This window comes from Corynebacterium singulare (assembly GCF_000833575.1).
Classification (GTDB): Bacteria; Actinomycetota; Actinomycetes; order Mycobacteriales; family Mycobacteriaceae; genus Corynebacterium; species Corynebacterium singulare.
The window spans coordinates 2,118,758-2,144,121 of record NZ_CP010827.1 but is presented as its reverse complement, the minus strand read 5'-3'; the positions used below and the strand labels follow the sequence as shown (position 1 = coordinate 2,144,121).

The 25,364-nt window shown below is 62.7% G+C and carries 25 protein-coding genes; 9 read left to right on the top strand and 16 right to left on the bottom strand.

The features are described from left to right. The first annotated feature begins 47 nt into the window (after positions 1-47). Entirely contained in the window at positions 48-1,415 is a 1,368-nt protein-coding gene (locus CSING_RS09910; protein WP_042531905.1) for a M20 metallopeptidase family protein, read from the top strand. On the opposite strand, the gene CSING_RS09905 is transcribed toward CSING_RS09910, so the two are convergent. Genes CSING_RS09905 through CSING_RS09895 form a run of 3 tightly spaced genes read right to left on the bottom strand, consistent with a single transcriptional unit; the run spans position 1,351 to position 3,412 of the window. Next, positions 1,351-2,121: a PrsW family glutamic-type intramembrane protease gene (locus CSING_RS09905; protein ID WP_042531903.1), complete on the bottom strand. Its 771-nt coding sequence runs from the start codon at positions 2,119-2,121 to the stop codon at positions 1,351-1,353. The genes CSING_RS09910 and CSING_RS09905 overlap by 65 nt on opposite strands. Further along, entirely contained in the window at positions 2,118-2,537 is a 420-nt protein-coding gene (locus CSING_RS09900) for a hypothetical protein (protein WP_042531901.1), read from the bottom strand. Before CSING_RS09900 ends, CSING_RS09905 begins: the two co-directional genes overlap by 4 nt. After that, positions 2,534-3,412: a PrsW family glutamic-type intramembrane protease gene (locus CSING_RS09895; RefSeq protein WP_236683964.1), complete on the bottom strand. Its 879-nt coding sequence runs from the start codon at positions 3,410-3,412 to the stop codon at positions 2,534-2,536. Before CSING_RS09895 ends, CSING_RS09900 begins: the two co-directional genes overlap by 4 nt. On the opposite strand from CSING_RS09895, the gene CSING_RS09890 reads away from it, so the two are divergent. Both CSING_RS09890 and CSING_RS09885 read left to right on the top strand, forming a co-directional pair. Continuing rightward, complete coding sequence (locus CSING_RS09890; protein ID WP_236683962.1) at positions 3,411-4,580, top strand: sensor histidine kinase; 1,170 nt, start codon at positions 3,411-3,413, stop codon at positions 4,578-4,580. The genes CSING_RS09895 and CSING_RS09890 overlap by 2 nt on opposite strands. Continuing rightward, complete coding sequence (locus CSING_RS09885; RefSeq protein ID WP_042531899.1) at positions 4,580-5,221, top strand: response regulator; 642 nt, start codon at positions 4,580-4,582, stop codon at positions 5,219-5,221. Before CSING_RS09890 ends, CSING_RS09885 begins: the two co-directional genes overlap by 1 nt. On the opposite strand, the gene CSING_RS09880 is transcribed toward CSING_RS09885, so the two are convergent. Beyond that, positions 5,218-5,598: a hypothetical protein gene (locus tag CSING_RS09880; protein ID WP_042531897.1), complete on the bottom strand. Its 381-nt coding sequence runs from the start codon at positions 5,596-5,598 to the stop codon at positions 5,218-5,220. The genes CSING_RS09885 and CSING_RS09880 overlap by 4 nt on opposite strands. A 426-nt stretch (positions 5,599-6,024) precedes the next feature. Here CSING_RS09880 and thpR point away from each other — a divergent pair, with 426 nt between their 5' ends. Continuing rightward, positions 6,025-6,516 (top strand): RNA 2',3'-cyclic phosphodiesterase, encoded by a 492-nt coding sequence (gene thpR, locus CSING_RS09875; protein WP_052471417.1) that lies wholly within the window; start codon positions 6,025-6,027, stop codon positions 6,514-6,516. On the opposite strand, the gene CSING_RS09870 is transcribed toward thpR, so the two are convergent. The 10 genes from CSING_RS09870 to CSING_RS09825 all read right to left on the bottom strand — a co-directional run bounded on the left by CSING_RS09870 (position 6,491) and on the right by CSING_RS09825 (position 18,513). Next, positions 6,491-8,122: an FUSC family protein gene (locus tag CSING_RS09870; protein WP_042531895.1), complete on the bottom strand. Its 1,632-nt coding sequence runs from the start codon at positions 8,120-8,122 to the stop codon at positions 6,491-6,493. The two genes, thpR and CSING_RS09870, sit on opposite strands and share 26 nt — an antisense overlap. Continuing rightward, on the bottom strand, positions 8,094-9,314 hold the full coding sequence (locus tag CSING_RS09865; RefSeq protein ID WP_042531892.1) for an ABC transporter ATP-binding protein: 1,221 nt from the start codon (positions 9,312-9,314) through the stop codon (positions 8,094-8,096). Before CSING_RS09865 ends, CSING_RS09870 begins: the two co-directional genes overlap by 29 nt. Beyond that, a complete protein-coding gene (locus tag CSING_RS09860; protein ID WP_042533386.1) occupies positions 9,298-10,056 on the bottom strand; it encodes an ABC transporter permease in 759 nt (252 codons plus the stop codon). The genes CSING_RS09865 and CSING_RS09860 overlap by 17 nt, the downstream gene beginning before the upstream one ends. After that, positions 10,053-10,958, bottom strand: coding sequence for an ABC transporter permease (locus CSING_RS09855; protein WP_042531890.1), 906 nt, complete (start codon positions 10,956-10,958; stop codon positions 10,053-10,055). Before CSING_RS09855 ends, CSING_RS09860 begins: the two co-directional genes overlap by 4 nt. Next, positions 10,955-12,373, bottom strand: coding sequence for an ABC transporter substrate-binding protein (locus tag CSING_RS09850; protein ID WP_042531889.1), 1,419 nt, complete (start codon positions 12,371-12,373; stop codon positions 10,955-10,957). Before CSING_RS09850 ends, CSING_RS09855 begins: the two co-directional genes overlap by 4 nt. Next, entirely contained in the window at positions 12,370-13,131 is a 762-nt protein-coding gene (locus CSING_RS09845; protein WP_321969364.1) for a GntR family transcriptional regulator, read from the bottom strand. The genes CSING_RS09850 and CSING_RS09845 overlap by 4 nt, the downstream gene beginning before the upstream one ends. An 81-nt stretch (positions 13,132-13,212) precedes the next feature. Continuing rightward, complete coding sequence (locus CSING_RS09840; protein WP_042531886.1) at positions 13,213-14,193, bottom strand: LLM class flavin-dependent oxidoreductase; 981 nt, start codon at positions 14,191-14,193, stop codon at positions 13,213-13,215. Positions 14,194-14,196: 3 nt separating this feature from the next. After that, positions 14,197-15,534, bottom strand: a complete 1,338-nt coding sequence (gene brnQ, locus CSING_RS09835) for a branched-chain amino acid transport system II carrier protein (protein ID WP_042533382.1) — start codon at positions 15,532-15,534, stop codon at positions 14,197-14,199. Between the two features lie 38 nt (positions 15,535-15,572). After that, positions 15,573-16,670, bottom strand: coding sequence for a MalY/PatB family protein (locus CSING_RS09830; protein WP_042531884.1), 1,098 nt, complete (start codon positions 16,668-16,670; stop codon positions 15,573-15,575). A 10-nt stretch (positions 16,671-16,680) separates the two neighbouring features. Beyond that, positions 16,681-18,513: an ABC transporter ATP-binding protein gene (locus CSING_RS09825; protein ID WP_042531882.1), complete on the bottom strand. Its 1,833-nt coding sequence runs from the start codon at positions 18,511-18,513 to the stop codon at positions 16,681-16,683. Positions 18,514-18,603: 90 nt separating this feature from the next. On the opposite strand from CSING_RS09825, the gene CSING_RS09820 reads away from it, so the two are divergent. Together CSING_RS09820 and idi are read left to right on the top strand one after the other, a co-directional pair. Further along, positions 18,604-19,140, top strand: coding sequence for a polysaccharide biosynthesis/export family protein (locus tag CSING_RS09820; protein ID WP_042531880.1), 537 nt, complete (start codon positions 18,604-18,606; stop codon positions 19,138-19,140). Next, positions 19,137-19,661, top strand: a complete 525-nt coding sequence (gene idi, locus CSING_RS09815) for an isopentenyl-diphosphate Delta-isomerase (protein ID WP_042531878.1) — start codon at positions 19,137-19,139, stop codon at positions 19,659-19,661. Before CSING_RS09820 ends, idi begins: the two co-directional genes overlap by 4 nt. Here idi and CSING_RS09810 read toward each other — a convergent pair. Next, positions 19,658-20,944, bottom strand: coding sequence for a carboxylesterase family protein (locus CSING_RS09810; protein WP_042531876.1), 1,287 nt, complete (start codon positions 20,942-20,944; stop codon positions 19,658-19,660). The genes idi and CSING_RS09810 overlap by 4 nt on opposite strands. Positions 20,945-20,967: 23 nt before the next feature. Between CSING_RS09810 and CSING_RS13855 the strand changes: the two genes are divergently transcribed. Continuing rightward, positions 20,968-21,132: a hypothetical protein gene (locus CSING_RS13855; protein ID WP_168162221.1), complete on the top strand. Its 165-nt coding sequence runs from the start codon at positions 20,968-20,970 to the stop codon at positions 21,130-21,132. Further along, on the top strand, positions 21,119-21,274 hold the full coding sequence (locus tag CSING_RS13850; protein ID WP_168162220.1) for a hypothetical protein: 156 nt from the start codon (positions 21,119-21,121) through the stop codon (positions 21,272-21,274). Before CSING_RS13855 ends, CSING_RS13850 begins: the two co-directional genes overlap by 14 nt. 22 nt (positions 21,275-21,296) lie before the next feature. Here the strand turns inward: CSING_RS13850 and malQ are convergent, their stop codons facing one another. Next, on the bottom strand, positions 21,297-23,387 hold the full coding sequence (malQ, locus tag CSING_RS09805; RefSeq protein WP_236683961.1) for a 4-alpha-glucanotransferase: 2,091 nt from the start codon (positions 23,385-23,387) through the stop codon (positions 21,297-21,299). A gap of 93 nt (positions 23,388-23,480) precedes the next feature. Between malQ and CSING_RS09800 the strand changes: the two genes are divergently transcribed. Then, complete coding sequence (locus CSING_RS09800) at positions 23,481-25,322, top strand: AMP-dependent synthetase/ligase (RefSeq protein WP_042531874.1); 1,842 nt, start codon at positions 23,481-23,483, stop codon at positions 25,320-25,322. The last annotated feature ends 42 nt before the right edge of the window (positions 25,323-25,364 follow it).

The following is a 25,364-nucleotide window of genomic DNA, read 5'->3' as shown; positions in this document are numbered from 1 at the left end:
CAGCCGCCGGTAAGCTCGGGGAAACCACTCTGCGAAAGGATGACACCATGAAGATGGCACCGCGCCACCGCCAGCAACTTCCCCCGCTTCCCATGGTTTCGGCCAAGTTGGGAGACCGGCTTGCCAGCGAGGTGTTCCTGGAGGAAGGCCGGGAACTGCTCCCGCAGCTGCAAGAGTTCCGGCGCGATATGCACCAGAACCCCGAAATTGGCTTGCACTTGCCGCGCACGCAGAAGCAGGTGCTTAAAGCCCTCGAAGGCCTGCCGTTGGAGATTCACCGCGGCCATGATTTGAGTTCCGTCGTGGCGGTTCTGCGCGGCGGCAAGCGCGGCGAGCGCCCGGTGTCGGTGCTGCTGCGCGCGGACATGGACGCCCTGCCGCTGCGCGAGCAGACGGGTAGCCCGTTCGCCTCCACGAACAACAACATGCACGCCTGTGGCCACGACCTGCACACGGCGGGACTTATTGGCGCGGCGAAGATGCTGTGCCGCCACCGCGAAGAGCTGATGGGTGATGTCACCTTTATGTTCCAGCCGGGTGAGGAGGGCCCGGGTGGTGCGCAGCCAATGATTGAGGAAGGCGTGCTTGATGCCGCAGGCCGCCGCCCCATCGCCGCCTACGGCCTGCACGTCGGGCCGCAGGATAGGGGCACGTTCCACCACATCCCGGGCCCGATGATGGCGTCGTCGTCCAACCTGTGGATCACGGTCTACGGCAAAGGCGGACACGGCTCGCGCCCGCACGACGCGGTGGACCCAGTCGCCGCGCTGGCGGAAATCCAGATGGCGCTGCAGGTGGCTTTGACGCGCCGCTTCGACGCCAACGAACCCATCGTCATCACCGTGACGAACCTGCGTGCGGGCGACGGCGCGGTCAATATCATCCCCGACAAGGCCGAGCTGGGGGCGACGGTACGCGTGCTTCGCGACGAACACATCGAAGCCGTCCGCCAGATGATCATCGAAGTGTCGAGCTCCGTGGCGGCCTCGCACCGTTGCACAGCCAAGGTGGATTTCGAGGTTCTGTATTCCGCCACGAAGACGTCACCGCGCGAGGACCAGTTCGCAGCATCGCTGTGGTCGGGCATGTTTGGCGCCGAAAACGTGGTGCCGATGCAGACGCCGATGATGGCCTCGGAAGATTTCGGCGCAGTGCTCGCCCAGGTGCCGGGCACGTTCATGTGGTTGGGTACAGCCAACCCTGAAACCCCGGAGCACATGCGCGAGTGGAACCACTCGCCGCTGGCGCGATTCGATGACTCCGTTCTGGGGGACCAGGCGGCGGCTCTGGCGGCGGTGGCCTTCGAGCGCCTCGCCGCAGAGGACGCGCATCCCTCGCCGGCGACGAAGGCTATGCGCGCGCCGGTGCAGGGGACAGGGTCGGATTCGCAGCCGCCTTCTTCCGCAGCGCAATAATGCCCCAGATGGTGGCTACCCACAGGGCTACGACGACGAGAAGGCCGGCGAGGAGGGGCCAGATGGCGTCGTCGAATGTGGAGCTTAGCGATGGGAACAGGTTCTTCGTGGTGTGCACCGCGATGGCGATAATAAGCCAGCGCACCGGCTGTTTCTGGGACAGACCGTAAGCGCTAAGACCGGTGAACAGCGCGTGGGAGAGCGGGTTGGACATCAGGCGGATGGCCACCGCCGAGATCGCGCCGGCGGTATCCGAATCGAGGTTATCCACCGTCATGCGCGCGAAGGCGGTAGCATTTTCGCCCGCAGCGAAGCCGATACCCACGGCCACGCCCACGAACACGTAGTCGCGCCAACTGCGTGGCCGGATGACGCAGGTGCAGATGAGCACCACGCCGAGGAACTTCAGCACTTCTTCGTTGAGCGGCGCATACCCGGCAGCACCCAGCCACTTTAGGCCCGCGCGGGCAAGGAGGTGGGTCATGTTCGTATTGATCTCCACCGCCAGCCCGGAGACCGCGAAGCCCCACACCACGCCGTGCACAATCCCCGGGCGGCGGCGCAGAAGGAACAACGTGAGCGAGACGACGACGGCGCCGAAGATCACAGCAGTCAGCACACTCGCCGGTAGGAAGGGCTCCCGCGCGTAGTGGAGGATGGTCGTGCCCAGCGCGCCAAGCGTTAGCAGGTAATACAAGTACCTCATGCGTCCTCCTGTACCCGGTCGGCGAAGTCACGTTCCTTCGGTCCGTAGATGTGGAGGAAGGAAATGGTGTTGTCCTCGGGGTGTGCCAGCGTGATTCCATCCTCGTCGGATACACGGTAGAGATCCGGTGCTTGGGTGGTGATGGGGGCGTCGGTTAGCGCGCTGTTCCCGTTGAAGGAGCGGTGCTGGCGCGGTAGGTACGTGTCTACCTCCTGGGAGGAGCTGCCTTCTTCGGCAATGATGGTCGCGCCCTCGCAGTGCCACGTCTGCGAGGAGGAGTACGGGTCCTCCGGGCATTCAAGCCCTGGGATACCGCGCACGGCTGTGGTGTCGGGAGTGGGGTCGGGGAGGAGGGCGTCGGCAAGCGGTACTGCGGCGAGGACGCCGAGGCAGGAGTAAATCAGTGTGTTTTTCATGCTTGTGACCCTACGAGCTGTGGTTTCGTGGTGGTATCCTCCGCAGGGAGGATTTTCCGGAGCTTGACAATGCTGACAATCGTGGCGCCCCACAGAGAAATGAGAATGATGAGGGCGGCAAAGACGGGCCAGATGGCTTCCTCCAACGCGATAGTCACAGACGGGCCAAAGTTGGCAGCGAAGTGCACCGCCATGGCGATAAGCAACCACCGCACCGGTTGTTTGCGGGAAAGTCCATAAGCTGCGATTCCGGTGAAGAAAGAATGCATGAGAGGGTTCGCGACGAAGCGGGCAAGGAGCGCCATCAAGGTGCCCTTAATGTCGGAATCCAGGTTCTCCAGCGTCATGTTGGCGTAGTAGACGGCATTCTCGCTCACACTAAAGCCCATGCCTACCGCCACCCCGACGAAGACGTAGTCTGCCCAGTGACGGGGCCGGATGACGCAGGTGCAAATGAAGATGACGCCGAGGAATTTGAGGACCTCCTCGGGGAGTGGGGCGATTCCAGCGCCGACCAGCCAGTCTGGGACCACGCGGATGAGGAGGTGATTCATGCTCTCGTTGAGCTGAGCCGCGACTCCCGTGACCGCGATGCCCCACACCACACCGTGTGCAATGCCTGGGTGCTTGCGCAGAATCAGCAGCGTGAGACCAATTGCCACGGCCGCGTACAACACTGCGGCGAGCGCACTTGTAGTGACGAAAGCACCTTGGGAGAAATGATAAACGGCGAACACCAGCCCAGCGGCGGTGAGCAGATAGTACAAGAGTCGTGTTCTTCTCATGAGGCTTAGGTTATGAACCGCGCCCGGGGTGCCGGTATCCTCCGCAGGGAGGATTTCCATACCCTGGGGGAGAGCTATCGTGTCAACCATGACGAGAAAGACGAGACCACTGTGGATCACAGTGCTGCTCATTCTGCTCTGCGTGGTGGCGGATGGGGCCGCGTGGATCCCCGAACTCGAAAGCTATGATGGCTCGGATCAGAAAGCCTACGTTCTGAGCTTCATGGTTCTATTTACCCTTGTCACGTGGATTCTGCTGCCCCTCGCCCTGCACCACTCGCGGCGGGAGCGCAACATCCACGAGGAGTACCCCGGCCACCCAGTGGCGCTGATTGCGGCTCTGCTCGTCTTAGCGCTAGGCGGGTTTCGCCCACTGTCGCTGTCAGTGCTGGTGGTCTTGATATCGCTGATCTCGCGCGGCCGACTGCGATGGTCCCTGGCGGGAACGCTGGTGTTGATGGTCTCGTATGTGATCGTCATAGCGGTGCCTTACCTGAACGTGAGCTACCTGTCGGCGTTCGGTTACGGGTTCTTCGGAATCATCTTTCTTATCGTTGCCTGGATTACGGGCTCGGTGCGCGCGCAGCGCCGCCAGCGCGAGGTCACGTTGGTGAGCTTGGCGGAGCTCAATGAGGACCAGTTGCGCTCCCGCGAGGAGCGGGCGCGGCTGGAGGAACGCAATCGCATTGCCCGCGATATCCACGATTCCCTCTCGCACCGGCTCAGCCTTATTTCCGTGTACGCGGGTGGCTTGAGCTACCGCAAGGACGCCGATCCAGAACGCATCAAGGAGGCGTCAGACACCATCCAGTCGGAGGCCAAGGCCGCCGTGGAAGACCTGCGTGGGGTTATCAAGGCCCTCCGTGTGGACGACCGCGTGGATCCGCGTGCCACCATTGAAGAACACATCGAGCGCGCTCGCGCGGCGGGAACCAAGGTGCGATATGAGAAGGGGGACGTCGATAAGCTAAGCACGATGGCGGCTCACACTTTGGGCCGCGCCGTGCAGGAGGGGCTGACCAACGCGCGCAAGTATGCGCCGGGGAAGAAGGTGACGCTCAGCGTGGACAACGAGGAGGGTAAGGTGCAGGTGACGATGCAGAACAAGAAGGAGGCGCACCAGCCTGAGTCCGGCGGCGGCAACGGGCTGCTGGGGCTGGAGGAGCGCGCCCGGCTGGCGGGAGGCACCTTCACAGTGCTTGACGACGCCTCCACGTTCACCTGGGTCCTCGAGCTACCGGAGGAGGCACACGCGTAATGATTTCGGTGGTATTGGTCGATGATGAGCAGGCTCTGCGCCGCGGTATCCGTTTCATCCTGGAAGGTGCTTCGGACATCGAGGTGGTGGCCGAGGCCAGCAACGGACGCGATGGCGTGGCACGCGTGACGGATCTGCGGCCGGACGTCGTTCTCATGGATATCCGCATGCCCGTCATGGACGGCATCGAAGCGGCCGGGCAGCTGCGCGCAAGTGCTCCGGATATCCCGGTGGTCATGCTGACCGCTTTTGATACGGATGAGTTCATCGTGGATGCGCTGCATGCCGGCGCTATGGGTTTCTTGCTCAAGACCATTGAGCCGGAGGGGCTGGTCTCCGCAGTGCGGGCTGCGGCCACGGGGCAGCAGCTGCTGAGCCCGCAGGCGCTGAAAAACCTTCTGGCGCTCAAGCGCCCCGAGCCGGAGCCGGCAGAGGTGCTTGAGCCCCGCCCGCTGAAAGGCCTAAGTCAGCGCGAGAACGAGGTGGCGCAGCTGGTGGCCCAAGGGTTGGATAACCAGGAGATCGCGGATCAGCTCTACGTCTCCGTGACCACGGTGAAGACCCACATCAAGCACATCCTGGACAAGCTCGGCGGTACCAACCGCGTGCACATTGCGATTGCGGTGCTGGAATCGCGCTAGCGTCGGCGGAGGAAGGCGGAAATGATGCCGATGATAGCGATGACCACCACGATTATGGAGGCCGCCGGCCAGTACTGGGGGTAGTACTTCAGCGTGTAGCCAAAGACCTGGCTGTCGTTGAACTGTTGGGCCAGTACGATGGGCATCCACCACAGCTTGGTCAGCGTCAGGATCGCGCCCAGGAGCCCGGCGATGATGCGGACCGGCCTGCGCAGGAAGAAGCTGGCTGCCACGAGGAGAACACCAACAATCGTGAGTGCGAAAAGTAGAGGCGTATCCACGGCGAGCGGCGAGCCGTTGATGAGGAACTCGTGGTCCACTTCGTGCTGTTCGATAAGCGTGTAGCCGTCGAGGACGACATCGTCAGGGATGCCCACCTACTTCTCCTTCTGCTCAGAGTTCGGGTCGTAGCCATCGGACCAGGTATCGGTCTCGAAGTTGTAGTCTACATTCTCGCCTTCTTCGTCCGTGCGTTGGTACCAGTCGGTGTAACGGTGCGCGGAGGAATCGAAATCAGATCCGGCGCCGCGGCCGTCGTCGGCGCGCTCGATGGATAGCTCGAAAACTCGATGGTTTTCATCGCCCCAGGCGGTGGCTTTCTAAGAGTTCACGGCCACCATTGTCTCAGATAAGCGAAATGACAGCGCTGTGAGTTAGGATAGGGGCACTTATTTCTGCGTCGATTGGAATGCCATGCCGCTGCCTAATTTTGATGAGAATGTCCGCGAGCTAGAGGAGGCCTTTGCCGTCTTTGAGCGCGTGGAAGAGCACGTGTTGGATCCAAAACTCCTGTTGACGGTGAGATGATCCGCCTTTTCAGCGCCTTTTTCCCCTCGGAGGAAGCGCGGGAGCATCTGGTGCGGGCGGTACGCCCTCTGAAGGATAATGGGCTGCGGTGGGTCGATCCAGATAATTGGCACATCACGCTGGATTTCTTCGGGGATCAGCCCAATGATGCCGCCGAGGTCCGCGAGATGCTCCGCGGAATTGAAGGAGCGCCCGTGACACTGAGTCTGAGCGGGGCGGGGTCCTTTGACAAAAACGTGCTGTGGGCTGGAGTGCACGGCCACATCACGCACCTCATGCTGGAACCATCCCGTCCGCATCTCACGCTGGCCCGCGCGGGGCGTCGTACGCGCGACCCCTGGCTTATTCCGGATGCTGTCCACGCGCTGAGTGTCTACCGCGGACCGGAATTCGAGGTCAGCACCATCAGCTTGGTGCAGTCCTTTCTTGGGGAAGGACGCGGGGGCGGGCCGCGTTACGAGGTCATCGACGAGTTTCCGCTTCGGTGATGTGCTCAATGAGTGTGTCTAGCTCCGCGCGGCTGGGTTGTGAGAGCGGGTTGACGACGCAGAAATCCAACAGATAATAGCCAGCTGCTTGTAGAGCCGTGTGGCGCTTCCAGAAATGTTCGATGTCAGAGCGGTTGGTGGCCAGGGACTGCATACTGCGGCGCTCCGAGAGCAGCTCGTAGTGCAGGTCACGGCGCTGCGCCAAGGCTTCCTCCGGAGTCTTGATAAGCAGCGCGCCGAGCAGGGCCGCCATGGCCTCGAAGCAGCGCGTTTGCAAGCGGTGGTGGTTGAGCATCTGCGCGTTGGGCTTCCACAGCCACAGCACCAGCATGGCTACCACCACGGATAGCCCGATTTCCGCCATGCGCTGACCAATCGTCTGAGCCAGATGGCCCGAGGAATTGCCCATGAGCAGCGCCAGTGGGGTGGAGAACACCACGCACAGCGCATAGTTTTTCACCACGAGAATCTCCGCGCAGAACTGGCAGAATGCCAGCGCCAGCAACAGTCCCCAGCCGTGCGGGCTGAAGGAAGCGATGAGTGCGAAGACGCACACGCCCAACACGGAGCCGAGCATGCGCTGCAGGCCGCGAATCGTACCCGGAACGCGGTCTGGGCCCCACTGTAAGAGCAGCAGCACCGATACCGCGCCCCAGTCCGGGCGGTGAAGCCCCAGCGCCAAACCCAGAAACGCGGTCACCAGACCACCCAGCGCAATCTTTTCCGCAGTAACCACCGCATGCGAGTTGCCCACGGCCGCGCGGTACATGCGGTAGCGCATCGTGGGCTTGGTATGCGGAATCGTGGTGCGGTCGGGGTCGACATAGGTAGGCGCATCCGACAGGTCGTCTGAGTTGCCGCCCACCTGCTGGTGGTGGGCCACGATGCGTTGCTGCGCGGCGAGGGCGCGATGCACCAGCGAGGCCTGGGCAGGGCGGCGAATGCGGCCACCGCGGATGACGCCGGCGTCGGCAAGCGCTTGCCACGCCGTAGACAGTGCGGACTGCGCCTGGTGGTGTTTGGCCAGGAAATCCGAGGAGGAGTCCACAAAGGCCGCGGCAGCTTTCTCCAGTGCGGCGACCGCCCGCGTCTCCGGGCCGTGCGGATCCCAGAAGCGCGGCAACATGCCCAGCACGTAGCCGGCAGCCACGCCCGCCAGGCTCCACCCGGCGACCTCCCATGGCGAAATCCCGCGCAGCATGGTGGAACCGCCCGCCACCATCACCATGAAGAACGTGCCGGGCGGCGGCAGGCGCAGTGCGTTCTGCACGAACGCGCCCACCGTCGCCAGCGTTACCGTGAATACCGCCGTTAAGACCAAGCCATCGATGAGGGAGCCAACCGTCGCCGCGAGAGTGAGCAGCGCGCCGGCAGTGAGGATGATGCGGCGCCGCGTGCGGTAGGGGTGCCCCTCACCGTAGATGACGGAGAACGCTCCGGCGGAGACCAAGAGCACGGCGTCGGGGTGTCCGATGAGGATGGCCACCAAGCCAGGAATGATGATCGCTAGCGCCGCGCGCAGGGCGCCGGGCCAGCGGCGCGCGGAGGTGTTGAAGGCGGTGAAGAGCTGGAGAGCGCTAGGGCGTTGCGGCAGAGGGTGTTCCATAACGGGACAACACCTTACTCGTTTCGCCAGAATCCACGAGCTTGCCGTCCTGCAGCACGGCCACGGTGGGACACAAGTGCTTGACGACGTCCATATCGTGCGACACAAACACCAACGTCATGTCCCGAGTCACCCGCTGGATCAGCTCGAGGACCTGCGCGCGGGAGGTGGCGTCGAGGGCGGAGACGGCTTCATCGGCCAGCAGGATCTCGGGCTTGCCCACCACCGCGCGGGCGAGTGAGATGCGCTGGCGTTGACCACCGGAGAAATCACGGGGATAGCGCTCGACGCCGTCGATGCCGACCTCGCGGAGCACGCGCTCGGCCTCCTCGCGGGTGCCGCCGCCTTCGGCCACGATTTTCCATACGGGCATGCGCGGGTTGAGTGAGCTCTTGGGGTCTTGGAAGACCATGTGGAAGCGGCGCGAGACGGTGACGGTGCCGGACGTGGGCTTTATCAAGCCGGTGAGCAGCTTGAGAAGTGTGGATTTGCCGGAGCCGGAGCCGCCGATGATGCCCAGGCGTTCGCCCTCGCGGACGGTCAGGGAGACATCATCCAGCGCGGTGACCCCGCGGTAGGTCTTAGTGACGTGGTCAAGGGTAATGACGGGCTCGCCCAGGGTAGGGGTGGGTGGCAAGCTGAGATCCGGAGTGGTCATCTCACCGATGTGGACGACGCGGTCGCAGAGGCGCTCGACCACCTTCTGATCATGGCTGATGAACAGCAGCGCGGTGTCCTGGTTGTCGGTGACGGAGGCGATGTCGGAGAGGATCTCCTCCTGGGTGCGCGGATCGAGGGCCGTGGTGGGCTCATCGCAGATAAGCAGCTTGGGCTTGCGCGCCATGGCCATCTCAATGAGGGCGCGCTGGCGTTGCCCACCAGAGAGCTGGTGCGGGAAGCGGTTGAAGCCCGGAACCTTCTGGAGGGGATCGAGCGCAGTCATGGGTTCCTGGAAGACCATAGCTAGGGGAAGCTGGCGCAGGTCGCGGTCGCGCATACCGAGCAACTCCTGGCCCTCGAAGCAGATGGAGCCGGTGGCCTCGAGATGGTCAGGCAGCAGGCCCATGATGGCGAGCGCGGTGAGGGACTTGCCGCTGCCGGAATCGCCGACGAGCCCGACGCGCTCGCCCGGGGCAATCTCGAAGGTGAAGGGGCCGACGGAGCCCACGCGCAGATCAGTGACGGTCAGCATGGCTTCCTAGAAGGTTGAATCCGAGGACGGTGCCGGCGATGGCCAGCCCGGGCCACAGAGCTTGGAGGGGGTGGGTGGCCAGGAGGGGTTGGGCGTCGTGAAGCATGCGGCCCCACGAGGCCGTTGGAGGGGCGGTGCCCAGGCCCAGGTAGGACAGGCCGGCCTCCGCGAGAACGGCCAGCGCAAAGTACACCGAAGCCTGGATGGCGATGATGCCGCCGAGGTTGGGCAGCACGTGGCGCCACGCGATGAGTGCCGGAGGCACCTTCGAGATGCGCGCCGCGGCGATGTAATCCTGCGTCATGATTTGCAGAGTGCCGGAGCGCGTGACGCGGATGAAGGAGGGAATGCCCGCAATACCAATGGCGATGGTGGCCGTGAGCGTGGACGAGCCCCACACCGCGCCGGCGACGATGGCCAGCAGCAACGCCGGGAAAGCTAGGAGGAGATCGGCCGCGGCCATGATGACCCCGCCGCCGCGCATCCCCGCGATGATGCCCAACGGCACACCGATGAGAGCGGCGATAGCCACCGCTACGACACCCACGAGCAGTGTGACCTGCGCGCCCGTGAGGATGCGGGAGAAGGTATCGCGGCCAAAGCGGTCGGTACCCATGAGGTGCTCGAGGCTGGGGCCGGCCAGGCGGTCGGGGGAGATGAGGTTCGGGTCATAGGGCGTCCACACCAGCGAGACGAGAGCCAGCAGGACGGTAAGACCCACGAGAAGATAACCGGGTTTCATCGGGCCTCCTTGAGGCGCGGATCGATGACGCGGTAGGCCAGGTCCGTGAGCAAGTTGACGGTGAGGGTGAAGGTGACAAAGACCATGATGAGCGTTTGGATTGTGGTGAGGTCGCGGGTGGAGACGGCGTCGAGAAGCATGGAGCCCAAACCTGGGATGACGAAAACATTCTCGATGACCACCGCGCCCACCACGAGCGTGCTCAGCTGCACGCCCGTCACGGTGAGGACGGGCAGCGCCGCGTTGCGCAGGCCGTGGCGGATGAGCGCCCCAGTGCGGGACTCACCCAGCGAGCGCGCGGTGCGGATATAGTCCTTGTCCATCTCCTCCGTGAGGGTGACGCGGACGTAGCGGGTGAGCATCGCGCCCTGCACCAACGCCAGGGAAATCACCGGTAGAACGAGATGGCTCAATCCCTCACGCGGCAGCTGCCAGCCATTGGCCGGCAGCCAGCCCAGATGTACGGAAAAGACCGCGACGAGGAGGATGCCGACTAAGAAACTCGGCACCGCGATGCCCAGCTGCGTCGCCGCGTTGAGCACCGGGAGGCGGAATCGCGCGAGGAGGATGCCCATGGGGATGGCGCCTACAAGAGCGAGGGCGATGGCCAGACCGATGAGCAGCAGGGTTACCTGTGCGCGGTCGAGGACAAGCGGGGTGATGTCCTGCTGGGAGGACAGAGAAATGCCAAAGTTTCCCGTGAAAAGGCCCTTCATCCACTCCAGGTACTGCACGAGGAGGGGGCGGTCGAGCCCCATGGACTGCGTCAGCTTCTCGACGGCCTCGTCGGTGGCGTTGACGCCCAAGGCTACGCGCGCCGGGTTGCCGGGTACAGCGCGCATGAGCAGGAAGATGATGATCGAGGCAGCGAACAACGTGCCGATAAAACGCAGAACTCTCATCGCACACCTCGCAATTCGATGGCGTCGGTGATCTGGTTGGGCTGAAGGCCGGTAAGACCATCGCGGTAGAGCACAATGTTGGGCATATTCATCAACGTTAGGGCCGGCATATCGGCCATGATCTGGTCGACGGCTCCGCTCATATCGTCCTGCTGGAGCAAGGTGCGGGCCTGCGCGGAGTCATAGCCAATGTAATAGTCCGGGTTGCCGAAGATGGTGGGGATATCGCGCGGCTCAACGTGCGCCACGAGAGACATCTGGTACTCCTTCGCGCCCATGACCTGGCTCAGCCATACCGCAGGGAATTCGGCGGTTTCCAGCGTGACATCGAAACCGATTTCGGTGAGCTGGGAGTAGAGGAACTCCGAGAGGGTTTGGGTATAAGGCAGACTCGGGACGGTCAGCGTCAAGGGGGTGCCCACGGCCCCGGCGTCCTCCATGAGCGTGTGGGCACGGGCGGGGTCGAAGGGGTAGTAATCCTGGCCGCTAAACCACGGGTCGCTCGGTGGTACGGGCGCCCCACCGGTGTCGCGGGCGCGGCCCTGCCACAAGATGTCATTGGCTGCCTGACGGTCAATGCCATAAGCCACAGCGCGGCGCACGCGGGGGTCATCGAAGGGCGCTGCCTGGTTGTTCATAGAGAGCAGCACCTCACCGTTGGTGGTCCCGATGGCGGTGTGGATGGAGTCCTCGAGGGTGTCGAGCAACTCGGGGTTTTGTACGCCCCACACCGCGTCGACCCCTCCGGAGCGCAGTGCGTTGACCGCGGTGAGGGAATCGGGGAAGTAACGGATGGTGATGTCCTCGGCGGCTGGCGTTCCCCAGTAGTCGCTGCGGGCCTCGAGAGCGATGTATTCACCGGGGGAGAACCCCGCCACGGCGAAGGGGCCAGTGCCCACGGCTTCGGTAGGGGTGCGCATGGCACCAATGGCGGTGCCCATCGACCATAGCCAGCCGGCCGATGGCCGGGAGAGCTCGACGATGAGCGTGTGATCGTCGACAGCCGTGGCCTGCTTGACGACGTCCATCTGCGCACTAATGCCGTTGGTCCACTCCGTCTTCACCGCGTTGATGGACCAAGCGGCGGTGTTCGCAGTAAAGGCCTCGCCATTGGAAAAGGAGGCCTCGCGCAAGTGGAAGGTGTAGCGCGTAGGTTCGGCCTCCCAGGATGTGGCTAGGCCCGGAACGATGTCACCCTCCGGAGAGATACGCACGAGGGTTTCGTAGACGTTGCTCATGAGTGCAGCAGGGATGGCTGCACCACCTACGGTGGTGAAGTCCAGGGACGTTGCGGGCGTGGTGGTAGCTAAGGTGAGCGCGGTGGAATCAGCATCCACAATCGCGGTGGAGCCTGCAGAGCATGCGCTTAGCGACGCCGCCCCCAGCAGCCCCAACAGAGTCAGTCGGGTTCTCATCCTTCCGAGAGCTTGACTTCAAGCGGGGAGGTAGTGCCACGCACGCTGGTCATGCCGAGCGTGAGGCGGTCACTGAGGTAAAGGATTTCGGTGCACTCGACGGGGTGGCCAGAGTGATCGGAGATGTCGAGGTGCAGGCGCCACAGCGGGGTGCCCGTGTCGATGTTGAGGGAACGCGCATCCTCCTCCGTGGCTCGCGCCATGGAGAGCTCGCGGTTGACATTGTCGAACTCGACGCCTTTGGCGCTGAGGTGATCGTGAATGGAGCCGTTGTCCGCATCAAAGTTGAGGATGTGGCTGCCCACCTCCAGCGGGAAATACATGCGCTCGATGGAAATGGGAAAGTCGTTGGCGCTGCGCACGCGGTGCACGAAGACGACCGGGGCACCTTCGTCCACCTGCAGGAAGTTGGCCACCTTCTTCGGGGCGGGGCAGCGAGCGAGCCACAGGGTCTTCGCGCCGGGCTCGAAGCCGCGCTCGCGGAGCCAGTGCGTCACGGAGAAAATCGAGTCGAAAGACTCGGAGGTGAATCGGCCCAATACGACGGAACGCCGGCCGCGGCCGGAGGAAATGAGGCCCTCCGAGCGCAGGGCGGCAACGGCTTGGCGGACAGGCCCACGGGAGGAGGAGAATTGCTCGCAGAGCTCGGCTTCACTGGGCAGGAAGTCACCTGGGGCGAGTTGCTTGCTGCGAATGAGTCCGCGCAGATAGTCAGCAATCTTGCTGTGCTGCTGGGTACCGCGAAGTGACACGGCCATTCTCCTCAATGTTGATACTGTTAAAACAGGTCTAATATTAATTCACGCGCATGCAAAAAAGTCTTGCACGTTGGGGAAACATTACAACTCCCACGCGTGCGCCAGTGTTTCCATGTTACCCAAGACCTTCTCGTGATTGGTCGACTGCAGTGAAATCATGAGCTCGTCCGCCTGTGCTAGCTCTTGGAACTCTGCAAGGTACTCGCGGACGTGCTCGCCGTTGCCCACGGCGGAGTACTTGAGCATGTCGAGGATCTGCTGGCCCTGGGCGGTGGAGATGATCTGCTCCACGTGGGCGTCAGAAAGCTGCTTGCCCCTGCCCACAAAGGCCTTGACGCGGCGGAAGCACACGCGCTCGAACTCCTCCTCGGCGTTCTCACCTGCGGTGACGTTGACGCCGGCGATGACATAGGGTTCGGGGAAGGACTCGGAAGGCTGGTAGTTCTCGCGGTAGTAGGCGGTGGCGGACTCGAGGTGCTGCGGGGCGAAGTGGGAGGCAAAGGCGTAGGGCAGACCGTACTTGGCTGCCAGTGAGGCGCCGAACATGGAAGAGCCCAAGATATAGATGGGCACATTGGTGCCAGCGCCCGGGATGGCTTGAACGCCCGGAATGATGGATGCGCCGGCGAGGTAGCCCTGCAACTCCCTGATGTCCTCCGGGAAGCGCTCCGCGGCGTGGCCATCGCGACGCAGCGCGCGGCCCAAGGTCTGCATATCGGTACCAGGGGCGCGGCCCAGGCCCAGGTCGATGCGATCGGGGTAGAGCTCGGCCAAGGTGCCGAACTGTTCGGCGATGACATAGGGAGCGTGGTTGGGCAGCATCACGCCGCCTGAGCCGAGGCGGATGCGCTCGGTCTTGGCGCCAATGTGGGCGATGAGAACGGCCGGGGATGAGGAGGTGATGGAGGGCATGTTGTGGTGCTCGGTGTACCACATACGCTTAAACCCCAAGGCTTCCGCGCGCTGTGCCAGCTCGACCGACCTGGCCATTGACTGGGCGGGGGACTCTCCCTCGTAGATGGTGCAGAAATCGAGGATGGACAAGGCGGCGCGCTGCGTCATGAGTTACTCACTTCTTTCTTCAGAGCCTGTAGATACAACATCGATGATAACGCCGATGATGAACGCAAGGAGGGTGGGAACAACCCAGCCCAAGCCCACGTCCTGACCAGGGGAGAAGTCTAGCGGTGCGCCAAAGGAGGTAGCCGCAGACCACAGCACGGATACCCACAGTGCAAGTCGGAATGCCCTGTGGAAGGTCACCCAGCGCTTGACCACTGGCTGCAGCAAGGTGAGAGCGATGAGCGAGATGGCCGGCGGGTACAGGAAGATGATGAAGGGCACGGCAATCGACAGCACGGTCTCCAGGCCTTGGAAAGCAAAAGCGATGGACAGCGCTGTAAAGAGGCAGGCCCAGAAGTGGTAGGAGGTCTTCGGAACCAGCATGGCGAAGAACTCTGACGTGGCGGAGATGAGTCCCACCGCGGTGGTCATGCAGGCCAAGATGACGATGGCGGAGAAAACGGCCTGGCCGGTGGTGCCGAGGGTGAGGTTGGAGGCGTCGGCAAGCAAGGCGGCGCCTGAGTCGTAGGAGGAGCCGTTCGGCATGGTCTGGCCAATCCACGCCAAGCCCAAGTAGATCGTGGCGAGCAGAATTCCGGCAATGACCGCGGAGACCACCGTGCCGCGCAGCAACTCAGTGTTCTTGGAAAAACCTTTGGAGCGAAGGGAGTTCACAATGACGATGGAGAAGGCTAAGCCGGCGATGGCGTCCATGGTGTTATAGCCCTCAAACAGGCCGGTGACGAACGGCGAGGTCGCGTACTCCTCCGTTGGTGTGCCCGGGACGCGTGGGTTGCTCACGGTTGCCACAGTGATCAATACGACGAGCAGGGCGACGAGCGCTGGGGTGAGGAATTTTCCCAAGGTGTCGATGATGTTGTTCGGGCGCCACGCGAGCACCAGAGCGATAAGGAAGAAGACCACGTTGAAGGCACCGTTGGCGGCAGTACCTTCCCAGCCCAGCAGTGGGGTAATGGCGGTTTCCATCGACACCGCCCCCGTGCGCGGCAAGGCGTAGAAAGCGCCGATGGCGAGGTAGGCAATGACGGAGAAGGCAACGCCGAAAACTTTGCCGCCGTGATTGCCAATATCGCGCACAGACTGCCCGGAGATGGCCACGGCGATGATCGCGAGCACTGGCAACGCCACGCCGGCGGCGAGGAAGCCCAAGGTGGCGGGCCAGAAGTTGGTGCCGGAGGAGACACCGACCTCCGGCGGGAAGATGAGGTTGCCCGCTCCAAAGAACATGGAGAAGAGCATGAGGGAAGCCACGACGATGGTCTTCACGGGAGAACCAGTCGAGGCTGTATGCGGGGAGGCCTGAGCGTCGTTTATGGACATTTTTCCAAGGATAATGCCCATGACGTGAGATGTAAATTCTAGTGGAAGGCCTTCTCCAAGCGGACGAGAGCTTCTTCCAGCAGCTCACGGGAGGTCGCAAAATTGAGACGCGCGTGGTGCTCGCCGCCCGTACCGAAGGTCACACCCTCATTGAGGGCTACCTTGGCGTGCTCGCGGACCCACGCGGCCGGTTTCGGATTATCCCCGATGGCCGTCTCTGAGAAGTCGAGCCACAAGAGGTACGTGGCCTCCGGGCGGGACGTCTTGAGCCCCGGTACGCGCTTGGGTAGCTCATCCACCAGCCAATCGCGGGTGTCCTTGAGGTACTCCACTTCCTCATCGAGGAAGTCCACGCCCTTGCGGTAGGCGGCCTCCGCCGCCAGCACACCGAGCGTGCCTGTGCCGTCCTTGGCTACTCCGGTGAGGCCATTCCAGCGCGCCACATCGGCGGAGTTGGACAGGATGACCTGCGCGCACTTGAGACCCGCGGTATTCCACGCCTTGGACGTGGCGGTGACGGTGATGACGCGATCCGACAGGGAGGCCAGCGGGATGTGGCGGCCCTTGTAGACCAGTGGCGCGTGGATTTCATCGGAAAGAATGCGTGCATCATACTTATCCGCCAGCGCCACCAGCCCACGCAGCCACTCCTCATCAAAGACAATGCCGAGGGGGTTGTACGGGTGGGAGAGCAGGATGGAGCCGGCGCCGGCCTGGAAAGCACGCTCAATGTCCGCAAGCTCCAGGGAGGTCTCGATCTTCTCGCGACCTGCCGTTTCTGGAAGCTCCAAGAGGGGTGGGTAGGAGGGAACTGGGACCGCAACCGGGCCCTCGGTGAAGTACTGCACGCCGAGCAACAGGCCGCGGACAACGTCCCCGATCCAGAACACGTGCTTCGGGCGCCAGCCATAGCGTGTTTCGTAGAAATCGGCGACGGCCGCGTTGAGCTCCGAGGCCTTGGGGGCCGGGGTATAGCCGAAGGACTCGGCGTCAACGGCCTCCTGGATGGCCTCCTTCACCGCGGGTGCGGTGAGAAAATCGGACTCGGCGATCCAGAGAGGGATGACATCCTCGTCGTACACGGTCCACTTGCGCGTCCCGCGGGCGGAGAGTTCTTTCAGACTAGGAAAATGCATGGGCCCCACCCTACTCGGAGGGAGTCTGCACGAATCCGTATTTTTTCAGTCGCTTGCGGTCTGCGGCGGAGGCGGATTGGGTCAGGCGGAGCAACTCGGCATAGATGCCGTCGCTCTGTGCGAGCTCGGCTGGCGAACCGATCTCTGAGATGACACCGCGGTCGAGCGTGACGATGGTGTCCACATCCGCAATGGTGGACAGGCGGTGCGCGATGATGAGCGTGGTGCGATCCTTCATGAGCTCATCCAGGCCTGCTTGCACGGCGCGCTCGGCCTTGGTGTCGAGCGCGGAGGTGGCCTCATCGAGGACCAGGATCGGTGCGTCCTTGAGCATGGCGCGTGCCACGGCCACGCGCTGCTTCTGCCCACCGGAGAGCTTCAGTCCGCGCTCGCCGATGACGGTGTCGTAGCCATCTGGGAATTCCTCGATAAAACCGTGGGCGTTGGCCCGCTTGGCCACGGCGATGATCTCCTCCATCGATGCCCCTGGCTTACCGTAGGCGATGTTCTCCTTGATGGTTCCGGAGAACAAATAGGACTCCTGAAAGACCACGCCCACCGAGGCACGCAGGCGTTCCGCCGTGAGCGTGGCCACGTCCTGCCCAAGCACCGACAGCGTGCCTTCCGTGGGCTGGTACAGGCCCAGCAACAGATTGACCAACGTGGACTTACCACCACCGGACTCGCCCACGAGCGCCACCTTGTGCCCTTCCTCGGCGCTAAAAGTGATGCCGTTCACCACCGGCTTGTCCGCCTCATAGGCAAAGGACACATCGTCGAAAGCAAAGACGGGACCCTCAGCTGGGGCCAACGGTTCGACAGGGGAGAGGTCGAGCTCCGGGACGTCGGACGCCGCAGCGGCAGAAACCAGCTGCGGGTTGACCGTGGGCTCCGGGGTTTCCTCCATGACCTTGAAGTAATCCTTGGAGCCGGCAATAGCGCGCTGGCTGATATCCACGATCCAGCTCATCATGAACACTGGCTGCTTGGCCATGTTCACCAGCTGAAGGAGCATGACCATGTCACCGATGGAGAAATGGCCTTCCAGTGTGCGCCAGAAAATGAGTCCGTAGATACCGAAGAAGATGAGCGCCATGGCTACTCCACGCGCGGTGTCCATGGAATGCCACCACCGTGACTGTGGCTTCGTTGTATCCACCACGGTGCGGTAGCGTCCACCGAACGAGGCCAGCTCACGGGCTTCGGCCACGAAGGACTTGGTCACCTTCACTTGGCCAATAACTTCCGCGAAACGGCCATTGGCCAGGTCAATGTTCTCATTCTTGATGGCCTCAAACCTCTGCCAGCGCGATGAGGTCTTTGCCGTGAGCCACATATAGATAGGAAAGAGCGCAGCCAAGAGAATCGCCAGCGGCCAGTAATACACCGCAGTGATGACGAGGACCGCCGCGGCCTGGATGAGCATGACGAAGAAATTATTGGAGAAGGACTGTAGGAACTGCGTTATATTGGCAATCGAGCGATCCAAGCGCGCGATGATGGTGCCCGTGACCTGGTTGTCGTAGTAGCCCTGCGGCACGGACAGCAGCTTGGCAAAGTAGCGCGTCGAGAGAATCTGGCGCAGGCGGGAGACCATCACGTCGCCGATATAGCCCCCGATATTCTTCACTACGTTGCCCAGCGCATCCGCCACGAAAAGGGCGAAAACCCACCACACGATGGTGCGCAAAGCTCCGCCGGCCACGACGGTGTCCGTGGCCTCGCGGAGGATAAATGGGGTCAGCAGCGACAGAATAGCGGTCACTGATGCGGTGATAAGGACGCCGAGATAGAACGGCCACAGAGCGGAGGCACTGCGGACGATGCGGAGAATAGAGTTCATCGCCGGCTGATGATACGCCCTTAATAGGAATATCCAACCCGTGGACTAAGGTAGGGGAGAAACCGTAGTCGTGATGGAAAAGGATTCGCGGTGAAGAACTACCTCCCCCTAGCGTGCGTCCCGCTGTGTTTGGTGGCCTTGTCGGGCTGCAGCATCCTCCAACCGCCGGACGCGGGCCCGCAGGATAACATCGTGGTCTCCAGCTCGGAGCCGCCAACGTTTGAGGCTAAAGACGTCGATGTCCGCGAGGTGACCGACAACCTGGCAGAGCCCGCCAAGGACGAGGGCCTCAACGTGGAATATGAGCTGCAGGGACTGTACGCCGGCGGGGGCGGCACCGTGCTGACCGTGAAGATTCACAACCTGGGGGAGCTGCCGCTGCCTGCCGACGCCCTCGCGGAACCCACCCTGGAGCGTGCCGATGGCAACGGCGGGTGGGCCGCGGTTGATCCGGTTCCTTATGACCCTGAGGTCAATGTGTCGCTGCCCGCGCCGGGATTGGACCACCCGCTGGGCGCAGGGGCTTCGACCAACCTTCAGTATGTCTATAACGTTGCCGCCGGCAACCTGTGGAATGCGCGCTTTACCATTGGCAATGTGCGCTTTGTAGGAGACCTTAACCTATGACGGAACTCGTCGTTCTGGCCTCACCTGAAGGAGAAGCTATCGGCACGGCGGACAAGGCCGCTGTGCACACCGCGGATACCCCGCTTCATTTTGCGTTCTCCGCGTGGGTCGTGCGCGAGGGTACGATTTTGCTCACCCGCCGCGCCTTGTCCAAGCTGACGTGGCCCGGCGTGTGGACCAACTCCTTTTGCGGGCACCCAGGTCCCGGCGAGGCAACTGGTGACGCCGTCGTGCGCCGTGCCCACTTCGAACTCGGCCTCACCGGCACCCCAGAGCTGGTGTTGCCGGACTTTTCCTACCGTGCAGAGGATTCCTCTGGGGTGGTGGAACATGAGTTTTGCCCGGTCTACCTCTTTGAGACCACCGACGAACCGACGCTAAATCCGGATGAGGTCGATTCCTACGCGTGGGCTCCTGCTGGCGATGTCCTCGCCGCCGCACAGGCTACGCCTTTCGCGTTTAGCCCGTGGATGATCGAGGAGCTTGCTCACGTGCCCCTGCGCGAGGCGCTCCTGCGCTAAAGCAGAGCGCCGTCCTTGGCGAACGCCGCGGAAATGTAATCCAAGCTGGAGTGCGCCACGCGGTGTTCTCCATTGTCCAGGTTGTACTCCCACACGGCATGCTCGGGGCGGTAGGACTCGAAACCAGGATCGCCAGTGCGCACGTACTCCTGCAGCCACGCGGCCAGCTCGGTTCGGCCGAAGAGCGGGCGCAGCTCCTCGCAATGCAGCGCCGGGCCGGAGGAGCGCGTGAATTCCACCATCCACGTCTCACCCGGCGCCTTTTCTGCCACCTCCGCCGTCCACCGGCGGATGATGGCATCACCCACCATGCGGCCAGACGGTCGATCCTTATCCAGGAACCGTGCCACCTGATACCACGGCTTGAAGCCATTGCGCGGGAAACCCAAACGCGGTGCCAAGTACCGCAAAGCAATCCCGCGGAAGGGAGAGCGGTCAATTTTCTGGGTGGCGGGGATGTTATAGAACTCGTCGCGGGTGCTTCCGAGGATGAGGGGGACCTGGGCAAGCTGCGAGCACACCATGGGCGTCGGGCCGAGCGCCATGTCCAAGTTGTACTTCCTGCGGAACTTTTTATAACCGGCGTCGAGCTCCTCCTGGCTCATCGCAGCCAGGGAGGAGCGCGTAATGGGCTTCTTCATTACCTGACGCAGCGTGGCCTTGCGCTCCTCAAAGCTCTCGCGCGGGAAACCGGGGGACAGCGCAACACCACGGCGGAAGGCGCCACGGTAGTGATCGCGCCGGGTCAGCCACAGCACGGCATTGGCTCCGGCGGACTGGCCCAGAAGGGTGACGTTGGTGGGGTCACCGCCAAAGGATTCAATATTGCGCTGGATCCATTCCAGGCCCAGCTGCAGGTCCTCAATGGCGCGGTAGCGGTTGGGTTCATCATCGCGGAAACGTGCCAGGCCCGGCAGTCCCACGCGGTAGCCCAGCTGCACGTGCACAATGCCCGCCTGCGCGGTCGGCGTGCCTTCTGCGCGGCGGTCCTCGTGGGAGCCGTGCTCGTAGCGCCCGCCGTGGACATAGACCAGCACCGGTGCCAGCGAAGATGCATGGCGTTCGCCAGTGATGAGCGGCTCGGATGGCGCGGTGATGGTGAGCGCAATCTTTTCCGGATGCGGTGTGCGCGCATCCTGATCGCGGCGGGCAGCGGGCTCAGGATCCGCGAAATCTCCTGGGATGTGGGAGTACTCAATGGAATGGAAGTGGGCAACATCGTCCGTGAGGTATCCGGTGATGGTGCCTGCGGGGCAGGTGATGTCGAGAGGTGCGCTGCTCATGTCCAACAGGCTACCCTGAGGGCATGGAATGGCTTGTGCAAGCGCCAGTGTGGGCGCAAATGGCGGTGCTTGCCGTCACCGCCGTGCCGGCCGCGACGATTATGGGGTGGCTTCTCATGTGGGTTATTGACCGCGTGTACTCGCGCGTGGAGGCCGTGACTAGGATGGGTGAGCATGACTCCCGATGATCACCGTGAAGGGCTCTGGGACCCCGAGCGCCCAGAGCAGCCCCAGCGTAAGCGGGCCCTCCCCAAATCCCGAGTGAGCGTGACCCTGTGGTTGATGATCGCGCTCATCGTTGTTGTGGCAGTAGCGGGTCTGCTGGTCTAGTCGGCCCGCCCTCAGCCGCGTCTTAGCTCGACCGCGTTGACACTTGGGCTAGGCGCTGGAAAAGCTCCTGCTTCGGCAGATCCTCCAGCAGCACCGGCTCGCCGGCGGTGTTGCAGAGCGGGATACACCAGTTGGGGTACTGATCCTTCGTCGTGCCCGGCAGGTTCTGTGCGCGCACGTCACCGACCATGTCCACGACATTAGTGATAGTCAGCGCGGACGGAGTGCCAGCAACGTACTCGTGGAGCGCCACGAGGACGTCTTCTGCGTTCTCACGATTATCCAGCATGCCGTAGGCCTGCAGGTTGTCTTTGACCTCGCTTTGCCACTCGCGGTCTTGCTCCATTTCATCCGCGACTGCGGTGGTCAACAGACCCAAGCGTGCGCGCAAGGCGATGTGGTCGCCACGCAAGTAGGCCAAAGTCGGCGGCAGATCGTGCGTACCCACGGAGGACATCGCCATCTGGCGGTACCGATCCTGAGGGCGCGGAGTGGGGCCATCATCGGCATGTTCAAACCAGATGATGGTGGTGCCTAGCACGCCCATGTCCTGCAGAGCAGTCTGAACCCAGGGCTCGAGGGTGCCCAGGTCCTCGCCCACGAGGACCGCACCAGCGCGCTCGGCCTCGAGCGCCAAGATCCCCAGCATGGCTTCCCAGTCATAGTTCACGTACGTGCCGTTGAGCGGGCTGGAGTGGCGCGGAATCCAGTACAGGCGGAACAGACCGAGAACGTGGTCCACGCGCAGACCACCCGCGTTGCCCAGCATGGTGCGCAGCAGGTTCCGCCACGGGAGGTAGCCGGACTCTGCCAAACGCACCGGGTGCCACGGCGGCTGTGACCAATCCTGGCCCTGCTGGTTGTAATCATCCGGCGGTGCACCTACCGAGCACTGCGGCGCAAGGTATTCCGAGAGGTTGACCGCATCGGCGCCGCTGGGGTGGATGCCCACAGCCATGTCCGTGATAAGGCCAATGGACATCCCGGCATTAAGCGCGCGGCGCTGAGCGGCGTCCAGCTGCTCATCGCAGAGGAATTGCAACCACGAGTAGAACTCCGCCAAATCGGAGACATCGAGGTCAAGTGCGTGGCGGCGGCCGCTGTGGCGCTCCAACTCGGTCTCAGCGCACCACAGGGCAAAGTTGCGCAGGCCGCGGCCCTCGCGGCGCTGGTATTCACCAAAGGCCGCACGGCGCTCCGGCGTCATCTCTTGGTTGAAGAGCTCTTGCAGTACCTGCAGCTTGGCCTCAAAGATGGAGTCGCGGTCAATTTCCTCGGCGGAGTGGTTGCGCTCGCGGAACTCGGAAGCCAGCTCGGCCACATCATCCTGCAGCTCTGGGCTCAGGAGCTTCAGCTCCGGAACATCCTCGACGCGGATGTAAATGGGGTTGATGAAACGGCGGGTGGTGGGCAGGTACGGCGAATCCTCCACTGGCGGGAGCGGTTCACCTGCATGCAACGGGTTAATAAGGAGGAAGTCATAGTGCGGAGCGAGAATCTCTGCAAGCTCGGCCAGGTCGCCGAAATCACCCATACCCCAGGACTTGTCGGAGCGCACTGAGTACAGCTGCGCCATCGCACCCGCTGCGGGCTGCTCGAGGAAGCGATCCGCTGTGCTCAGGTGGTTCGGCACGACGATGAGCGGGCATTCATACTCGCCAATGCCCGGAGAGGATAGCTTCAGGGTGTGGAAGCCCAACGGCAAGTCTCCAGGAACGTGGAAGGAGGCCTCGCCCCAGATGATCCCGGAGACGTCGGCAGGCGGGGCGTCGTTGTGGTCCTGGTATGTCGGACGCGTCTCGCCATTCTCTAACTCAATGGTGACGGTGACGGGATCACCATCGTGGACGTGGACAGTGAAGGATTTTTCTGCGCCTTCGCGCGCCACGACGCACGGTGGCAATGGGCGGGAAGCGCGATCCAGGTAGTCCTCAAAGAGGGCCTGTGTTAATTCTTCATCGTCAGGTCGGTCAGAGATAGAGACGCCAAGTGCGCGCAGCGTATAGGTAATAGTTTCCTCGCTGACGTACACAGGCTGTCCGTTCTGGGCGGTGTACTCGCAGGCCACTCCGTGGCGCTGGGCGAGCTCTTGAAGCAGATCACGGGTAGTCACATCGCCCAATTGTGCCACGCCCTCCGCACGCACGTGATAAATCCGGTTGGTAGAGTGGGCTGGAATTTAGTTTTTGTGGGAAAGGACACAACTGTGACTTTAAATGAGGCACATACCAAAGCTCAGTTCCAGATTGATGAAGGGGAGACCTGCCTGACGGCCATGATGGCCACGGCAAAGGCCCGCCCACATGGCGTAATGTTTACCCGTCCGGCGAACTACGAGTGGGTCAACGTTACCGCAAAGGAATTCGTCGAGGAGGTCTACGCAGTGGCGAAAGGCCTCATTGCCCTCGGCGTGGAGCAGGGCGACCGCGTTGCTTTGATCTCGACGACGCGTTATGAGTGGTCCCTGCTGGATTACGCTATCTGGGCTGCCGGCGCGATTTCTGTTCCGGTCTACCCATCCTCCTCGCTCTCCCAGGTTCAGTGGATTGTGGAAGATTCCGGCGCTGTCCTGGCGATTACGGAGACTCGCGAGCACTCTGAGCTGGTCAAGCACCTCAAGCTGCGTGAGGACGGTACCCCGCAGCTGCACGGTTCACCTTCCCAGCTGCGCCGCATCTTGGAGATTAACTCTTCTGCCATTGACACCCTGAAGTTTGAGGGCCGCGAGCTTGATGACGCCGCAGTGAACGAACGCATTGAGGCCACCGCTACCGATGACGTGGCCTCGCTGGTTTACACCTCCGGCACCACCGGCCGACCGAAGGGCTGTATGCTTACCCACCGCAACTGGCTGGCGGAGGCCCGTGGCCTGCTCACCAACCCGATCGGCGCCATCGCCGTACCGGGTTCCCACGTGCTGACATTCTTGCCGCTGGCGCACGTCTTTAGCCGCGCGGTGTCCCTTGCGGTCACCATTGGTGGTGCATCCCAGAACCACTGGGCAGACTTCGGCACCATCACCATTGAGTTCGCGCGCTCTCGTCCGAATCTGATTCTGGGCGTGCCGCGCGTGTTTGAAAAGGTGCGCAACGGCGCTTCCGCCAAGGCGCATGGCTCCTCCGCGTTCAAGGGCGCCATCTTCGATCGCGCGGAAAAGGTAGCCATCGAGTACTCCAAGGCGCTCGACACTCCGGAGGGTCCTGACCGCTTCCTCAAGGCCAAGCACAAGGCTTTTGACAAGCTTGTCTACGGAGCAATCCGTGAGGCCATGGGCGGCGAGGTGAAGTACTGCATTTCCGGCGGTTCGGCCATTTCCCAGGAACTTCTGCATTGGTACCGTGGTATCGGCGTGACCATCTATGAGGGCTATGGACTCACTGAGACCGCCGCGGCTGCCGCCGTGGACTTTGTGGATCAGTCCATCGGTACCGTCGGTCCGCCGCTGGGTGGTACAACGCTGCGCATCAACGATGACGGTGAGATCATGATTAAGGGTGGCGTCGTCTTCAAGGGCTACTGGCAGAACCCGGAGGCCACCGAGGAAGCCCTGAGTGATGGCTGGTACAACACCGGTGACCTTGGTGAGATCGATGAGGATGGCAAGCTCGTCATCACCGGACGCAAGAAGGACCTCATCGTGACCGCGGGTGGCAAGAATGTCTCGCCCGGTCCAATGGAGGATATCCTGCGTTCCCACCCGCTGATTTCCCAGGCCATGGTGGTCGGTGACGGTAAGCCCTTCGTCGGCGTGCTGCTGACTCTCGACGAGGACGCGCTCAAGCGCTGGAAGGCCGAGCACAACATCTCTGCGGCCAAGGGCATCCGTGAGGTCTCCGCCGATCCGGGCCTACGCGCGGACATCCAGGACGCCATCAACCAGGTTAACGCCACGGTGTCCCACGCGGAAGGTATCAAGAAGTTCGTCATTCTGGACCAGGACCTCACCGAGGAAAGCAATGAGCTCACCCCGACCATGAAGGTCAAGCGTTACGTCGTGGCGCAGCGCTATGCGGCCGACATCGAGCGCCTCTACGCCGGCAAGAAATAATCTCCAGATCGCGAGCCCACTGACGCGGGCCCAGTGACTCAG

What these genes read in the sequence shown, in the direction of transcription:
- CSING_RS09910 (WP_042531905.1), top strand. Translation starts at nt 48, where the DNA reads ATGAAGATGGCACCGCGCCACCGCCAGCAACTTCCCCCGCTTCCCATG.
- CSING_RS09905 (WP_042531903.1), bottom strand. Translation starts at nt 2,121, where the DNA reads ATGAGGTACTTGTATTACCTGCTAACGCTTGGCGCGCTGGGCACGACC.
- CSING_RS09900 (WP_042531901.1), bottom strand. Translation starts at nt 2,537, where the DNA reads ATGAAAAACACACTGATTTACTCCTGCCTCGGCGTCCTCGCCGCAGTA.
- CSING_RS09890 (WP_236683962.1), top strand. Translation starts at nt 3,411, where the DNA reads ATGACGAGAAAGACGAGACCACTGTGGATCACAGTGCTGCTCATTCTG.
- CSING_RS09895 (WP_236683964.1), bottom strand. Translation starts at nt 3,412, where the DNA reads ATGGTTGACACGATAGCTCTCCCCCAGGGTATGGAAATCCTCCCTGCG.
- CSING_RS09885 (WP_042531899.1), top strand. Translation starts at nt 4,580, where the DNA reads ATGATTTCGGTGGTATTGGTCGATGATGAGCAGGCTCTGCGCCGCGGT.
- thpR (WP_052471417.1), top strand. Translation starts at nt 6,025, where the DNA reads ATGATCCGCCTTTTCAGCGCCTTTTTCCCCTCGGAGGAAGCGCGGGAG.
- CSING_RS09870 (WP_042531895.1), bottom strand. Translation starts at nt 8,122, where the DNA reads ATGGAACACCCTCTGCCGCAACGCCCTAGCGCTCTCCAGCTCTTCACC.
- CSING_RS09865 (WP_042531892.1), bottom strand. Translation starts at nt 9,314, where the DNA reads ATGCTGACCGTCACTGATCTGCGCGTGGGCTCCGTCGGCCCCTTCACC.
- CSING_RS09860 (WP_042533386.1), bottom strand. Translation starts at nt 10,056, where the DNA reads ATGAAACCCGGTTATCTTCTCGTGGGTCTTACCGTCCTGCTGGCTCTC.
- CSING_RS09855 (WP_042531890.1), bottom strand. Translation starts at nt 10,958, where the DNA reads ATGAGAGTTCTGCGTTTTATCGGCACGTTGTTCGCTGCCTCGATCATC.
- CSING_RS09850 (WP_042531889.1), bottom strand. Translation starts at nt 12,373, where the DNA reads ATGAGAACCCGACTGACTCTGTTGGGGCTGCTGGGGGCGGCGTCGCTA.
- CSING_RS09845 (WP_321969364.1), bottom strand. Translation starts at nt 13,131, where the DNA reads ATGGCCGTGTCACTTCGCGGTACCCAGCAGCACAGCAAGATTGCTGAC.
- CSING_RS09840 (WP_042531886.1), bottom strand. Translation starts at nt 14,193, where the DNA reads ATGACGCAGCGCGCCGCCTTGTCCATCCTCGATTTCTGCACCATCTAC.
- brnQ (WP_042533382.1), bottom strand. Translation starts at nt 15,534, where the DNA reads ATGTCCATAAACGACGCTCAGGCCTCCCCGCATACAGCCTCGACTGGT.
- CSING_RS09830 (WP_042531884.1), bottom strand. Translation starts at nt 16,670, where the DNA reads ATGCATTTTCCTAGTCTGAAAGAACTCTCCGCCCGCGGGACGCGCAAG.
- CSING_RS09825 (WP_042531882.1), bottom strand. Translation starts at nt 18,513, where the DNA reads ATGAACTCTATTCTCCGCATCGTCCGCAGTGCCTCCGCTCTGTGGCCG.
- idi (WP_042531878.1), top strand. Translation starts at nt 19,137, where the DNA reads ATGACGGAACTCGTCGTTCTGGCCTCACCTGAAGGAGAAGCTATCGGC.
- CSING_RS09810 (WP_042531876.1), bottom strand. Translation starts at nt 20,944, where the DNA reads ATGAGCAGCGCACCTCTCGACATCACCTGCCCCGCAGGCACCATCACC.
- CSING_RS13855 (WP_168162221.1), top strand. Translation starts at nt 20,968, where the DNA reads ATGGAATGGCTTGTGCAAGCGCCAGTGTGGGCGCAAATGGCGGTGCTT.
- CSING_RS13850 (WP_168162220.1), top strand. Translation starts at nt 21,119, where the DNA reads ATGACTCCCGATGATCACCGTGAAGGGCTCTGGGACCCCGAGCGCCCA.